This window comes from Okeania sp. SIO3B5, assembly GCF_010692555.1.
GTDB lineage: Bacteria > Cyanobacteriota > Cyanobacteriia > Cyanobacteriales > Microcoleaceae > Okeania.
This window is the reverse complement of sequence record NZ_JAAHHG010000235.1, coordinates 1-14,627: the sequence shown is the minus strand read 5'-3', so window position 1 is coordinate 14,627 and position 14,627 is coordinate 1. Positions and strand designations below refer to the sequence as shown.

Genomic DNA, 14,627 nt, shown 5'->3' with positions numbered 1-14,627 from the left:
TCATCGGGTTTGCCTGGAATGTGGGCACGTTTATTAGCCTCACTTTCTGGGGGTAGAACATCTTTTAATTCTTTTAAATCTGCGTCAATGGGTAGTAAGTCGGGAGGAATTGGGCGATCAAGGGCATCCAGTTTGGCCTTGGCCTTTTGATATAATTGCTTGAGGGTATCATTAGCTTTAAGAATGGCCATCAATTTCTGTTTATTCAAATTCCAGTCGTTAGGATTTCTTTTCAGTTGTTTGCCTAAATCTGTTAATGCCTCGTGTTCCTCTTCGCTGAGGGGATTTTCCAGGTTTTTTAAGGCTAGCAATAGGGCGAGTAAAGTATTGGAAACTGCTGTAGTCATAGATGTAGATATAAGAGTAGAGTTCGGAATAATAAGTCCATTATAAACGAGCAACAGATATTAGGAGCAATTAACTATGGAAGAAGAATTTATCGACTTAATAAAGCAACTACTTACTTGTAATAATTGGGAAGAAGTTAACCAAGTTTTAAACAGCAATCAACAATTAATAGTGCCAAAATTATTGCCATTACTGACAGAGGCAGCAGAAGACCTCGCTGGCAATGGTGACTTTGAACGCGGGAATTTCCTACTGCATCTAACTCTGAGACTGGGAGAGTTTCTCGGCAGTTCCCAAATGTCTTCTACAACTAGAAAGGAGACCGCATATATTTTATTACAGATCGGAATTAGGTGGCATCAAATCAACCTATTTTCCTTTGCTATCAAAGCTTGGCAACAAGTTCTTGTTATCTATAGTCAAACCAAAGACCGTCAAGGACAAGTAATTTCTTTCGGTAATTTGGGTCTTGCTTACAATTCCCTGGAGCAATACGAACAGGCAATTTACTTTTTCCAACAGTCTTTACAAATTGCCAGACAAATTAGAAACTCTCAAGGACAAGTATATTCTTTAGGTTGTTTGGGTAATGCTTACCATTCCCTAGGGGAATATGAACAGGCAGTTAAGTTCCATCAACAGTCTTTAGAAATTGCCCGGCAAATCAAACATCGTCAAGGAGAAGCAAGGTCTTTGCATAACTTGGGTAATGTTTACCATTCCCTGGGGCAATATGAACAGACAGTTGAGTTTTTACAACAGTCTTTAGTGATTACACAAGAAATCAAAGACCCTCAAGGACAAGCAAATTCTTTGAATGATTTGGGTGTTGCTTACCGTTTCCTGGGGAAATATGAACAGGCAGTTGAGTTTTTACAACAGTCTTTAGTGATTAAGCAAAAAATTAGAGACTCTCGAGGACAAGTAAATTCTCTGGGTCATTTAGGTATGGCTTATTATTTCCTGGGGCAACACGAAGGAGCAATTGAGTTTTTCCAACAGTCTTTACAAATTGCCAGACAAATTAGAAACTCTCAAGGACAAGCAAATTCTTTGGGGAGTTTAGGTCTTGTTTACCATTCCCTCGGAGAATACGAACAGTCAATTGATTTCTACCAACAGTCTTTACAAATTGCCCGACGAATTAAATACCGCAAAGGAGAAGCAAGTTTTTTAGATAGTTTGGGTATTGCTTACTATTCCATAGGACAATATCAACAAGCGATTGATTTCCATCAACAATCTTTAGACATTGCCCGACAAATCAAATACCACCAAGGAGAAGTAAGTTCTTTAGGGAATTTGGGTAGTGTTTACCGTTCCCTAAAACAATATCAAAAAGCGATTGATTTCCATCAACAGTCTTTAGAAATTGCCAGAGAAATTAAAGACTCTCAAGGAGAAGTAAGTTCTTTGGGGAATTTGGGTAGTGCTTACCATTTCCTAGGGGAATACCAACGAGCAATTGATTTCCATCAACAATCTTTAGAAATTGCCCGACAAATTAAATACCGCAAAGGAGAAGCAAGGTCTTTAGCTAATTTAGCTATTACTTACCGTTCCCTGGGAGAATACAAGCAAGCGATCACTAACTTCCAAGATTCTCTGAAAATTGCATCCTCCAAAATAATGCCTACAGAATATGCTAGAACAGCAATAGACTTAGGTAACCTTCACTTTACTCAAGAGAACTGGGAGAACGCGGTCTTAGCTTACACTAAAGCCATAGAAACAACTGAAATGTTAAGAACGAGAGGAAAAACCGACGATCGCCGTCAAGAAGTTATCAAAAATGTCATCGGTGTCTATGCCAAGACCATCGAATGCTTTGTCAATACCGGGCAATGTTCCGAAGCTTTGACATATGCCGAACAATCTCGCAACCGCCAGCTAGTCGATTTAATGTATAGCAAAGATGTTTATTATCGAGGAGAAACCCCCCCAGAAGTCGCCAAGTTATTGCAGCAATACGAAGAAATACAACAACAACTAGACAATGTGCGGTTTAACAACGAACCCCTAAACAACCACCAAGAAGTTTCCAAATATAGACAAATGGGTCTTTCTTACCAGGAAAATAACGATATCGTTACCTCCTTAGAAGCGCAAAAACAGGAAATTTACAGTCAAATTCGCAAATTAGACCGAGTATTAGCAGAAGGTTTAGCAGTAAAACCCCTAAAGTTTGCCCAGTTACAGAATCTCGTTCGGGATAGTCCTACTACTGCTATAGTCAGCTTTTATAGCATCTACGAAGACACCTACACTTTTATCCTCGTTGGTAATAGTGTAGATTTGCATCGTTGTGGACAAGGTTATGAGATGCAAGTCTGGTTGCGTAAAAACTGGTTCCAGCCTTATACTTGGTATTCTCTACCTGAAAGCGATCGCCCACCTCTATCGAAAATAGCTGCAGCAAAATTGTTAAAGTGCGATGTAAGCATAATTGAGGATGTAGAAATAGAAATAGATGCAACGGTTGTATTATTCAAAGATGGCACTAGCAAGTCGGTAGAGGAATCAGAATTTGACAAATTATGCGAGCAATTAATGCCAACCTACTTGTTCTGGAATGAACAAATGCCATCAAAGCTCAAAGAAATTAGTCAGCGGTTGCAGTTAGATAAATTAGTAGAGAAATTAACAGGCATCCAAGAATTAATCATCATACCCCACTTGTACTTACATCAAATCCCCTTCGCCGCCCTACCCCTAGCAGATAACCAATATCTCGGCGATAAATTCCTCATCCGCACCCAGTCTAGCTGCCAAACCCTCGACTTCTGCACCCAACGTCCGCCCATATCCACCCAAACCCCCGCTTATGGCATAGTCGAAGATACCCAAGAAGACTTGCCATGCAGCAGTTTTGAAGCTCAAAAAGTCGCACAAATATATAACGTCGCCACCGATAAATATCTCCAAGGCACCACAGCAACCGTCAGCACCTACAAACAATTATTACAGCAAGTACAAGGATTATTATCCAGTCATCACGCCAAATCTCGCTTCGACAACAGTCTGGAGTCAGAATTAATCTTAGCAGATGGCAGGATTACATTGAGCGACTTATTATCTCCCGCCTTCCGCTTCCCCGACTTAGACGAAGTATTCCTCTCTGCCTGCGAAACCAATCTCGGGACCACAGAAATCACCGATGATACCATGACCTTAAATACAGGTTTTTTATGTGCTGGTGCTAGGGGTGTAATCAGCTCTTTGTGGGCAGTGGATGACTTAGCAACATCATTGTTTTCCTTATTTTATCATCAGAAACGAAAAGCTGGTTTGAATCGTCCCCAAGCGTTGCAAAAAGCTCAACAAGATTTACGGCATTTAACAGGGAAGGAGTTTGAGAGGGAATATTATGGAGAGTTAGAGGGGTTGCTGAATGAGAAGTTGCAGCTCGCATCTCAGAAGAAAGCGGCGGCAAAACAAGAGCGCGATGGTTGTGCGGAAGATGCTCCAGAGTATGAACAGTTGCAGGCAGAATATGAGAAGCGGGAGTGGTTGGAAGAACGGATATTGAAAACTAGAGATATACGATTAAAAGCAGTGTGTGAACAAGAGCATCCATTCGAGCATCCCGAATATTGGAGTGGGTTTATTTGTGCGGGTTTGCGTTGATCGTGGGATAGGGGGATAGGGAGATAGGGAGATAGGGAGATAGGGTGATGGTTAGAGAGAAATTTGGTATAATATACAGGAATAGCAGATTGCTATAATAAACATAAAAAAAAACAATGTCAGCCAGGGATTTTTTTCATAATGAAGTTAAAAATGCTCTCATAAAAGACGGATGGTCAATCACCCATGACCCATTATCTGTTAGTTTCGGTCGTGTAGATATGTCTATTGACCTTGGAGCAGAACAACTAATTGGGGCAGAAAAAGATCATCAAAAGATAGCAGTTGAAATTAAGAGTTTCTTACCAAAATCATCAGCTATTTCTGAATTTCATACTGCCTTGGGACAATTTATTAATTATCGGGCAGCACTAAAACAGAAGGAACCTGACCGAACACTTTATTTAGCTGTGCCTATAATTGCTTATAACAACTTTTTTAAACTTGAATTTCCTCAATTAATGGTTAATGAAAATCAAGTCAAATTAATTATTTATAACCCAGACAAGGAGATAATTACAGAATGGAAAAGCTAGAAAAATATCGTCATTTAGTCCAGGCATTCTTATTAGAATATAGCAAAAATAAACCTGCTTATGGAGAAATTGAAGTACAGCCAATTTTTGATACTGTACGAGACCATTATCAAATAGTTTATCTTGGTTGGGAAAACGATCATTTGATTCATAGTTGTCCGATTCATATTGATATTAAAGGAGAAAAAATTTGGCTTCAGTGGAATGGAACTGAAGTGGATATTGCAGAAGAATTAGTAATGAATGGAGTCGCAAAAAAAGATATTGTTCTAGGATTTCATACGCCCTTTATGAGAAAGTTTACAGAATATGCTGTGGAATAGTTCTAATAGTTATGCTGCAAATTATTAAAATAGTAGGGGAGCGGGGGAGTAGGGGAGCGGGGGAGTAGGGGAGTAGGGGAGGGGAGTGCGACTCCAGTAGGGTGTGTTAGGCGCTTACCACAAATTACCATTGAACTGTCAATATTACATAGCGCCGTAACGCACCGTTGAGTAGTAGCACCACCTATTCCATCTCAAATATGTTGGTGCTATTCCATCTCAAATATGTTGGTGCTATTCCATCTCAAATATGTTGGTGCTATTCCATCTCAAATATGTTGGTGCTATTCCATCTCAAATATGTTGGTGCTATTCCATCTCAAATATGTCGGTGCTATTCCATCTCAAATATGTTGGTGCTATTCCATCTCAAATATGTCGGTGCTATTCCATCTCAAATATGTTGGTGCTATTCCATCTCAAATATGTCGGTGCTATTCCATCTCAAATATGTCGGTGCTATTCCATCTCAAATATGTCGTTGCTATTCCATCCCAAATATGTCGGTGCGTTACGCTTCGCTAACGCACCCTACTGGACTGACACAGCTAAAATGGTGCAATAAGTGTAGGTTGGGTTGAGGGACGTTAGCGGAGCTTATCCGTTAGGATAAACCCAACATTAGCAAGCTTTTGTTGGGTTTCACTGCCGTTCAACCCAACCTACATTTTTAGGTGTGTCACGCCACTACTGGACTTGATTTATTACCGAATAATTAAAGTTTAAACCCTCTCTACATTATGAAGTGCAGAATGTGGGTTATTAATTATTAATTATTAATTGTTGAATAACTATCTCCCTTCACAAAGAAGCCGATCGCTTTCTTTAACATCGGGACTATTCTGCAAATAGTCGTGAACAACATCACAACCCCGTGCCAATAAATTATCTAAATCAAAGTTCCACAATATTGCTACCCGGTCTCTACCTACCGCACCAAGAATTTTACCATCTGGACTAAAACTAACATCCATTACTCCTTCTCGAATACCTGCTAGACTTACCAACTCTTCACCATCAAGAGTCCAAATTTTTACCGTGCCGTCATCACTACCACTAGCAATAATTTTGCCATCAGGAGCAAAACTCAGACTATTCACTTGATCCTGATGTCCCCTGAGAGTAGCGATCGCTTGACCTTCAGGAGTTAATAATTTAACTGTATTATCAGAACAAGCTACAGCAAGAATTTTTCCATTTCTACTAAAAGTCACCCTCTTCGCAACATTACACAACCTTTCAACCTTTGCTAGTTCTTCACCCTTTATACTCCATATTTTCAACACAACCTGACTCTCACCCCCAACACCAACAGCAGCGATCGCTCTTCCATCCGGTCTAAAAGTCACACTTCTGAGTTCAGAAATACCCCCTGGAATAGTCAATAATTGTTGACCGGGAATATTCCATAATTTAATCGTTCCATCCAAGCTAGCAGTTGCCAACATTTTACCATTAGGACTATAACTAATACTATAAACCCGGTCCTTATGTCCGGAAAGAGTCGCATTCCCCAAACCAGCTAAATTCCAAACTATTCCTATGCCATCAGCACTTGCAGAAGCCACAGTTTGACTATCAGGACTAAAGCTCAAGCTATGAATACCACGTATATGTCCTTTTAAACTTGCTAACTCTTCTCCATCTCGACTCCAAATTTTCACATTCCGGTCGTAACCCCCAGTAGCGATCGCCTTTCCATCAGGACTAAAACTAATGGCTGTAATATAACTGGTATGACCTTTGAGAGTAAGCAGTTTTTGTTCTTGAAGATTCCAAAGTTTAATCGTATTGTCAGCACTAGCAGAAACAAGAGTTAATCGATCGTTACTCAAACTGAGACTACTAACCAAGGTACCATGACCTTTGAGAGTAGCTATTTCTCGACCATAATGAGTCCAGAGTTTAATCGTTCCATCAGAACTTCCAGAAGCAATAGTCTTGCTATCAGCACTAAAATTAACACTGACAACTGGACTTTTATGACCTCTGAGAACACCTATTTCTTTACCATCTATACTCCATACTCTCACAGTACTATCCCAACTTGCAGTGGCAATAGTTTTACCATCCTGACTCACACTCACACTCAAAATTCTGTCTTGAAAACCTTTGAGAATAGCCAATTGTTTGCCTTGAGAGTTCCATAACTTCACTGTTTTGTCTTCACTAGCAGAGGCTAATACTTTACCATAGCTGACACTGTAAATTTTATCCTGATGTGCTTGAATAGACTTCAATAGTTTCCCTTGAAGATTCCAGAATTTAATTGTTCCATCTACACCACCAGAAGCGATCGCCTTTCCATCAGGACTAAAACTCACACTATTAACTGCTCCTTTATGTCCTTTCATTGTTACTAATACTGTACCATTCTGACTCCAGAGTTTCACAGTACCATCATCACCAGCAGAAGCTAACATTTTACTATTAGGACTAAAGTCAACACTGTAAACAGCGCCTTGATGTCCTGTTAAAGTGACTAATTCTTCCCCAGAATTACTCCAGAGTTTGATCGTACCATCATCACTAGCAGAAGCAATTATTTTCCTATCCTTGCTCAAGCTGATGCTATTCACTGGTTGTGTATGTTCTGCCAGAGTTCTGCGCGTACTCACACCATAAACAGTTTTGCCCAAAGCAATTAAAATTCGCATTCTTACATCTGCTGATACTCCTGAAGTATTGCCTAACCTCGTGCCAGCTTTGATAGCAGTAAGTAAAGCATCAAATCGTTCGTTAGCAGTAAACTGATTTTCTGCTAATAAGCTCAAAGCATTAAGTTGAGAATTTAATTTCTCCTTTTCTGCCACTTGCCAATTAACAAAAGAAAATCCACTTAACCAACCTAAAATTAAAATTAATCCTATTATACTTCTGATGCGAAAATGGTTTTGAAAACGTTTGTGGTTGATACTTTTTTCGAGAAATTCTTTGGCTAATACAGATACCAAAGCACTATCAGCATCACTTTCTAATAAATTTTCAGCTAAACTTAACTTGCGCCCACTTAGTAAGTATTTGTCTGATTTATCTTTTTTTAGCCACCTTTGAGCATCAGCTTCCATACCAGGTTTTTGTTTAATTGCCTCCCGGTTAGACTCTACCCAAAAATTTAACTGAGACCAATGATGAATAATAATATTATGGGCTAATTCTACTAATGTTACTGTTTGATTAGTGTTTTGATAGTTTGTGAATTTAGTAGTGATAATTAATCTGGCTTTTGCCAATTTTTTCAGTACTTTACTCACAACTGCTAATGACTGTTGAGGGGTAATTAGATCGGTTTTTAATACTCGTTTGCAGCTTACTACTGTATCTTCATTTATTTGTACCAGTTTGAGAAAAATCTGCTTTGCCACCTGACGTTCCCTAGCATTGAGGGAGTGATAAGTTCCATAAGCTTGTTTTTCTAGACAACCTTTGACACCACCTAAGTTAATATATTGATTCAGAGTAAATTGATCGGTTAGACGCTGTCGCCATAGTTCTGTTAGAGTATATTGTAATAAGGGCAAATTAGCATGACTTTCTGTATCTACAATCATTTGTTCGACTAATTCTGGCTGAATTTCTATGCCTACTTGTTTAGCAGGTTCGGCGATCGCTTGTTGCAATTCCAGTTGAGTCATCGGTGTTACCGTCACTAAATGAGATTGAATTTGCCTAGCTAACCCAGAATATTCCTGTTCAAAGCATTTACCTAAAAATTCTATCCCCATAGTAATAATTAATAGAAATGTACTAGCATGAGAGTTATCTTGGTAATTTTTGTCTATTGCTCCCATCAAACATTCAAAAAATTGCTGTCTCTCTATTTTGTCTAAACACAGGGTAAAAACTTCCTCAAATTGGTCTACTACCATTACTATTCTGGGTGCTTGAATATTTTGCAGAACTTGTCTAAACCCACTAGCACCCTGTTCCATTAATTCTTCGATTTCTATGGGCAAATGAATTATACGTTCAGTATCAGCCTTTTTTATCTCTTGCTCTAGGTTTTCATTGTCAAAATTTTCTGTTTTCGGTGGTGCTGCGAGACCGGATTTTCTTTTTTCTGGCGATCGCCTACGGAGTCGTTTTGTTTCTTGTGTTGGTGGTGGAGGTGGATAAGGAATAGATGATTTTGACAGTCGCTTTTGTTGTCGATCCTGCTGAGAAGTTGATGATAATTCTCGATCTTTAGTAGTGTAAAGTTGTAATGATTTTTGCTCTGGAGTTATTGTTTCTTCTGTTGTCGGCGTTAACAATGTCTGTAGTTGATAATCTACAAATGCTGCTGCTAAATTTTTTAAAGGATGTTCTCCTGGTCTAATAATTAATATTGGCCAAGTGTTACTCCCCGACAATCTTTGCCCCAGTTTAAGTTGATATAATAACCCTGCTTTTACCACACTTGATTTACCAATTCCACTAGCTCCGACTACTGCTAAAAAATTCCGAGAACGAACCTTTTCTAAAAGTACATTTGTCAAAGCTTTTCGACCATAAAAATATTTAGAATCTTTATCGTTAAACTCAAATGCAGCTAATCCTTTATAAGGGCAAACTCCGGCTGTCAAATCTGAATTTTCTTTAGCTTCTTTTTCCCCTGTCAAAATAATTTCGTTACCAGAATTATTAAATACTGGATGTACAGTAGAAAGATTTAATTTTCTATTTATATAGTCTATTAAACTATAATTTGTTACCAAAACATTTGGATTATTTTCTGGCTCTAAGGCTTCTAATAAACAATTTGTGAGAAAGCTATTTTCTGAAGTTATTTGTGTTGTAGAATTTTCTATTCCTTGAGAAACAAAAATATAACACCTATCATTATAAGTTGATTCTATATTACTCAGACTTGTTTGTAAGAAATCAATTTTTTTTCCCTGATGGTAACAGTCTAACCATACTATTTGTTGTTTGACAGGAGATTTTTGTAATAATTGACTTAACCAATGTAGTGAAATTCCCCATTTTCCTTTCTCAGGATTCGTATCACTGGTTGCTAAAAATCCTTCTTGAACCCCTCCTTGTTCATCTAATAAACTATTTCCAACAAAAAACAATAAAGCTGTTTCAGGAATATTATCTAGAGGATTAAATAATTTAGAAATAGCTTCTTTCAAAGCATTTATTTCACAGTTTTTAGTCTTGGGATGAGGATCTACTTGCCAAGAACCTTCTATATTAGCTCCTGGAAAGCGCTGCACTTGAAAATTGCCATAGGTTTCTAATAGTTGAGCGATCGCTTCTGCATCCGCTGCTGGTTTAATCAAATTTCGGGGTTGAGCAGAGCTATCTTTGAGTAAAGGATAATGATTAATGCCTACTACTAATGCTTTTCGGTTCATGCACGGTAGCCCATTTTAGTTAATAACTGGCCAATTTATTATAATATCATGTCTTTTTCAACACCGACAATGAAAATTTTAGGGAACTAGGGAACAGGGAACAGGGAATAGGGAGAAATTTATCAGAGAACACATTTTTATTATCGCTAATTAATTAGACTTTATATAATACCAATTTTATGTGAGGCTGTACATAATTATCAAATTCACCATTGGCACTCTAGTTCCTTTGTTTTAAGATTTAAGAAATGTTAAAAGAAATGATTTTGTTCGTGACTTTTACGTAAGCATTTCCTCCGGAATGCTGCGCAAACAGCCGTCAGCTATTAGCTAGCCTCCTATCGGAGGAACTGCGTTAACAGCTATTAATTTGGGAGAAGGTAAAAATAATTGAGAACTTGAGACAGAATAAAAGTTACTGTTAAAGTCTCCTTCCTAAACCTGAGAAGTAATGAATAATTACTAATTGCTGTTAACGTAGTTCCTCCGGAGGAGGCTAGCTGACTGCTAATAGCTGAATACTTACGGTGTTAGATAAATTTTTATCCTCTACAGCATCAGACCTATAAGCACTATTTAAACTGTTGAAAATTATCATTTAATCATTACCGAAAAATGCTGATAGCTGATGGCTAACGGCTGAATGCTTACACTTTTACTTCTCTTGCTTACAGAGGTTTTCCTGATTGGACTTCACGAGTATCTACTAATTTGTACTATTCTTGATGCTATTTATACCGTCTAATCCTCTTTTGTGTAATATCATGTCCGGATAAGAGCGTGATAAAAAAAACTTTCTTCTTCTTCTTTCTACCCTCCTGTCTCCTGTCTCCTGTCTCCTGACTCCTTCGTCGTTTATTTATAACTGTTCAACCGGACATGATATAACAAAGCCCCGCCAATAAATAAAATTATCAAATTATCAAAACGTCTCAGCGTTAACCAACTCGATCCGTTTGGGTAAGATTAGTTATATCAACTACCCAAAGTTGTTAGGATTTGGTAACAAGTAGTAGGATTGAACACATGGCACAATATAAGCAAGCACTGGTTAAGGATGGTAAAAACCCAGAAGGTCTAATTGTCTTTCCTGTGTTCATTACCCAGAAGGAAATGGATGCGCTTAAGGATTTTAGAGTCGGCGATCAGGATACATTTGTAGTAGCCTATCCTAAATCTGGTACGACATGGATGGAGCAAATTGTTCACTTGCTTGCTAGCAATGGAGAGCAAGGTGAGAAAGTATTGAGTGAAGCAGTTCCTTGGCTAGAAGGTGCGGCAACTCGTTATGGAGGTTTAGAGAATTTCATCAGAGATACTGGCGATCGCCGTTATTTTCATAGTCATTTACCCTTGTCTCTGATGCCAATGTTTGGAAAAACCAAAGCCAAATATATTTATGTTGCTCGCAATCCCAAGGACAATGCTGTCTCCTATTATTATCATGCTTGCAGCAAAATGGGATACGAGGGTAGTTGGAGCGAATTTTTTCAGCTATATGTTGAAGGCAAAGTTGCCTATGGCTTGATATTCGATCACGTTTGGGAGTGGTGGAAAGTTAGCCAAAATTCAGATAATGTGATGTTTGTCAAGTACGAAGATATGAAAAAGGATTTAGCTCAAGTAGTTACCGATGTTGCTAGCTTTATAGATATCCCCTTAACTTCAGATTTACTGGATGTTGTGGTTGCTGCAAGTAAATTTTCGGCAATGGCGATGAATCCGAAAGCTAATCTTGATTGGGTTCCCCAGCGAGAAGGTATTCCCAAACATATGCGAAAGGGAATAGTCGGAGATTGGAAAAACCACTTTTCTTCAGAAGAGAATATGATTCTTGATGCTCTATATCAATCAAGAATGGTACAATATGGTTTGGAATTTGAATTTGAGTAGAGCTGGAGTTGTGTTCTATAGAATTAATTTGTTTAATTTGTTGGCTCAAATTCTGATGATGATTCATGTATCTTGTTGCGCTACAAATTGAAGTGCGGAATGTGGGATAAAATGCCTTTTGACTTCACCGGAACGTTGAACTCGGTGACGATCGAATTAATTGACGATGTTGCATACCTAAAGGTCTTAGAGCAATGCAGCAACAAAGAGCCACTCCGTCTTAATCCCATTCCGTTCTACGATTAACCCATGCAAAATATCAAGATTGCAGGCACAATTCGAGCGTTGATTTAAAGTCGAAACTCCTAAAATACCTGAGTCCATAACTTTTAACAGGGTGGGCATTGCCTACCCTGATTCATATCATAGCCAGAACTATAGCGCTACTTGAAAAGGGAACAGGGAACAGGGAACAGGGAACAGGAGACTGTAAAAAGGTTTTAGGATTTAAAAATGTCCTAACCTATTTGCGTAGTGCTATAAAAAGAGGCGATCGCGATTTGCCAATACCGCAGGGCGATCGTCTCTTTATCCTTGCGACTAACTGACAATTTATAGGCTCTTTTAAGGTGACAATGATTTTCTATTGCTAGAATTTCAATGCAAAAAAAATTAGGATTTGATATTGACATTGACACTTCAGAGAAATATAGTGGCTTTGTCAGAGCTAAAGCTTTAACAGCAAACCAATTTATCGTCACCTACGGGAAATGATTTGGTAACGAAACCTAAAACTTTCCCTGGGACGATTAACACTGTGAAAGTGGAGCTTGGAGATTCAATTGAACCCTACCAAGCTTCGGAAGATATGAGTAATATCATGTCCGGTTGAATACTTACATTTTGGATGAGGTAAGGCAGAAGGCAGGAGGCAGGAGGCAGAAGGAAAGAAAAGGTTAGAAGGGAAAAGGTTTTTTTATCACTGATTATCCGGACATGATATAATGAAGACTTCTGGGACATAATCATTCAGCAGCTTGAGAAACATTATTCAACCAAATAGCGATCGCTATTCACAGAACTTACCCATGAGGTAGGAAAAACGCAGGTCATCCAACAGCCGAATCGAATACCTAAGTAGCTAATGAATTTAGTCTCGATGGGGCGGATTGAGTGACCCAACTGGGTGAGCAATGCTCACCCTAATTACTCAGAATAATAAACCTTACAAACTAGGACTAACAAAAATATGTCAAATATAGATCAAGCTTCTTCAGCTACTATTAGAAAGCAGAATGAGTACATAGAACTTGCTCAATTTTATGATTTATTGATGCAAGCAGGTTATTACGATTATCAAGCCTTTGTTAATTCACTGGCACTTATCTTAGGAAGCAGAACAAAAATCCTAGATGTGGGTGTCGGAACTGGCTTACTTACTGAACAAATGCTGCAAGTTCAGGATTACGATATCACAGGAGTAGACTTTTCTGAAGAAATGCTTGTCAAGGCTCGGCGTAGGTTGTCAGATTACAATGTCAAGTTATTAAATTTAGACATTAGAGACTATCCAGAAAATGAGTCTTTCCAATCTATCATTTCTAGTGGTGGTGTTATCTGTATTTCATACCAAGATGATAAACAGTATCGATTATATAGTTACTGCGATGATAAGTCAGATCATCTTAGCCTACTGCGTAAACTCTACAATCTCTTAGAAGACAATGGATTACTAATTATTTCAATTCAGGGAGAACACAAGGACTATTCAAAAGCAATATCAGAAGATATTACTTACTCTCAAGAAATCAACTATTCAGGTGACTACATGACAAAGTGGTATACATTTTCCAATGAGGAAAAAATACTGGCACTTGACATCCTCCCCGGCCTAAAGGCGCGGGGATTCCTACCGAGCCTAAGCCCCTCGGCGGGTTGACGTCTCACAGGCTGCTGCTACCTTGGCGGTAGTCTTACACTTGCCTCCACGTCCGTTTTTCGTCTCCGAATGCCCTCCGGCGACTAATATATTTATCGCTGCGTTTTCGTCTCTATCGTGTTTTGCACCACAGTTGAGACACTCCCATTCTCGCACCATCAGGTCTAGCTTCCCACCTTTAAAGCCACAATCTGAACAAACTTGAGATGTTGGCTCAAGGGCGACTAATTACTCTGAAATCACGACCATATTTTTCTGCTTTTCCCTCTAAAAATGTTCTGAATTGCCTCCAACCTAAATCAGATATTGCTCTAGATAACTTACGGTTCTTAACCATACCAGAAACGTTTAAATCTTCTAAAACAATTGTTTGGTTTTCACGAATTATTTCAGTAGATAATTTATGTAGAAAATCTGTCAAGCGTATCTTTCAGCTTGGCATGGAATTTAGCTACTCTAACCCTGGCTTTTTCATACCTTTTAGACCCCTTAGTTTTATGAGATAATGACTTACTTAATTTTCTTAATTTCTTAATTCGTTTCTTAAGTGGTTTAGGAGCATCAACCTTTGTACCGTCACTAAATGTAGCAAAGGTTTTAATACCTAAATCTATACCTACTGAATTATCAGTTTTAGGTAATACTTCTGGTTGTATTTCTACTACAAAACTCAAGAAAT

The 14,627-nt window shown here is 38.4% G+C and carries 12 protein-coding genes; 6 read left to right on the top strand and 6 right to left on the bottom strand.

All coding sequences use genetic code 11. The features are described 5' to 3' along the window. Nucleotides 1-347 (bottom strand): hypothetical protein (locus F6K54_RS25605; RefSeq protein ID WP_293083745.1); only part of this gene is annotated, 347 nt, incomplete at its 3' end. A 76-nt stretch (nt 348-423) separates the two neighbouring features. Between F6K54_RS25605 and F6K54_RS25600 the strand changes: the two genes are divergently transcribed. The 4 genes from F6K54_RS25600 to F6K54_RS25585 all read left to right on the top strand — a co-directional run bounded on the left by F6K54_RS25600 (nt 424) and on the right by F6K54_RS25585 (nt 5,399). Beyond that, nucleotides 424-3,975, top strand: a complete 3,552-nt coding sequence (locus F6K54_RS25600; RefSeq protein WP_293083742.1) for a CHAT domain-containing protein — start codon at nt 424-426, stop codon at nt 3,973-3,975. Nucleotides 3,976-4,091: 116 nt separating this feature from the next. Beyond that, nucleotides 4,092-4,511: a XisH family protein gene (locus F6K54_RS25595; protein WP_293083740.1), complete on the top strand. Its 420-nt coding sequence runs from the start codon at nt 4,092-4,094 to the stop codon at nt 4,509-4,511. After that, nucleotides 4,499-4,834, top strand: coding sequence for a XisI protein (locus F6K54_RS25590; RefSeq protein ID WP_293083737.1), 336 nt, complete (start codon nt 4,499-4,501; stop codon nt 4,832-4,834). Before F6K54_RS25595 ends, F6K54_RS25590 begins: the two co-directional genes overlap by 13 nt. Nucleotides 4,835-5,084: 250 nt before the next feature. Then, nucleotides 5,085-5,399: a hypothetical protein gene (locus F6K54_RS25585; RefSeq protein WP_293083734.1), complete on the top strand. Its 315-nt coding sequence runs from the start codon at nt 5,085-5,087 to the stop codon at nt 5,397-5,399. Between the two features lie 226 nt (nt 5,400-5,625). Here F6K54_RS25585 and F6K54_RS25580 read toward each other — a convergent pair whose 3' ends face one another. Continuing rightward, on the bottom strand, nt 5,626-10,176 hold the full coding sequence (locus tag F6K54_RS25580) for a caspase family protein (RefSeq protein WP_293083731.1): 4,551 nt from the start codon (nt 10,174-10,176) through the stop codon (nt 5,626-5,628). Between the two features lie 1,026 nt (nt 10,177-11,202). On the opposite strand from F6K54_RS25580, the gene F6K54_RS25575 reads away from it, so the two are divergent. Beyond that, nucleotides 11,203-12,069 carry a sulfotransferase domain-containing protein gene (locus F6K54_RS25575; protein WP_293083728.1) on the top strand — a complete coding sequence of 289 codons (867 nt, stop codon included), beginning with the start codon at nt 11,203-11,205 and terminating at the stop codon, nt 12,067-12,069. A gap of 458 nt (nt 12,070-12,527) precedes the next feature. On the opposite strand, the gene F6K54_RS25570 is transcribed toward F6K54_RS25575, so the two are convergent. Then, entirely contained in the window at nt 12,528-12,701 is a 174-nt protein-coding gene (locus F6K54_RS25570) for a hypothetical protein (RefSeq protein ID WP_293083725.1), read from the bottom strand. A gap of 557 nt (nt 12,702-13,258) precedes the next feature. Between F6K54_RS25570 and F6K54_RS25565 the strand changes: the two genes are divergently transcribed. Continuing rightward, nucleotides 13,259-13,948 (top strand): class I SAM-dependent methyltransferase, encoded by a 690-nt coding sequence (locus F6K54_RS25565; RefSeq protein ID WP_293083723.1) that lies wholly within the window; start codon nt 13,259-13,261, stop codon nt 13,946-13,948. Here F6K54_RS25565 and F6K54_RS25560 read toward each other — a convergent pair. The 3 genes from F6K54_RS25560 to F6K54_RS25550 all read right to left on the bottom strand — a co-directional run. After that, entirely contained in the window at nt 13,928-14,107 is a 180-nt protein-coding gene (locus F6K54_RS25560) for a zinc ribbon domain-containing protein (RefSeq protein ID WP_293083721.1), read from the bottom strand. The two genes, F6K54_RS25565 and F6K54_RS25560, sit on opposite strands and share 21 nt — an antisense overlap. 55 nt (nt 14,108-14,162) lie before the next feature. Next, the gene (locus F6K54_RS25555; RefSeq protein WP_293083719.1) at nt 14,163-14,369 is read right to left on the bottom strand and encodes a transposase; all 207 of its coding nucleotides are present in this window, start codon (nt 14,367-14,369) and stop codon (nt 14,163-14,165) included. Beyond that, nucleotides 14,350-14,627, bottom strand: a 278-nt coding sequence (locus F6K54_RS25550) for a transposase (protein ID WP_293083716.1), incomplete at its 5' end; no start/stop codon positions are given. The genes F6K54_RS25555 and F6K54_RS25550, both read right to left, overlap by 20 nt.

Bases quoted from the DNA above. Each gene is read 5' to 3' on its own strand.
- F6K54_RS25570 (WP_293083725.1), bottom strand. From the start codon at position 12,701: ATGTCAATATCAAATCCTAATTTTTTTTGCATTGAAATTCTAGCAATA.
- F6K54_RS25560 (WP_293083721.1), bottom strand. From the start codon at position 14,107: ATGGTGCGAGAATGGGAGTGTCTCAACTGTGGTGCAAAACACGATAGA.
- F6K54_RS25575 (WP_293083728.1), top strand. From the start codon at position 11,203: ATGGCACAATATAAGCAAGCACTGGTTAAGGATGGTAAAAACCCAGAA.
- F6K54_RS25565 (WP_293083723.1), top strand. From the start codon at position 13,259: ATGTCAAATATAGATCAAGCTTCTTCAGCTACTATTAGAAAGCAGAAT.
- F6K54_RS25600 (WP_293083742.1), top strand. From the start codon at position 424: ATGGAAGAAGAATTTATCGACTTAATAAAGCAACTACTTACTTGTAAT.
- F6K54_RS25585 (WP_293083734.1), top strand. From the start codon at position 5,085: ATGTTGGTGCTATTCCATCTCAAATATGTTGGTGCTATTCCATCTCAA.
- F6K54_RS25590 (WP_293083737.1), top strand. From the start codon at position 4,499: ATGGAAAAGCTAGAAAAATATCGTCATTTAGTCCAGGCATTCTTATTA.
- F6K54_RS25580 (WP_293083731.1), bottom strand. From the start codon at position 10,176: ATGAACCGAAAAGCATTAGTAGTAGGCATTAATCATTATCCTTTACTC.
- F6K54_RS25595 (WP_293083740.1), top strand. From the start codon at position 4,092: ATGTCAGCCAGGGATTTTTTTCATAATGAAGTTAAAAATGCTCTCATA.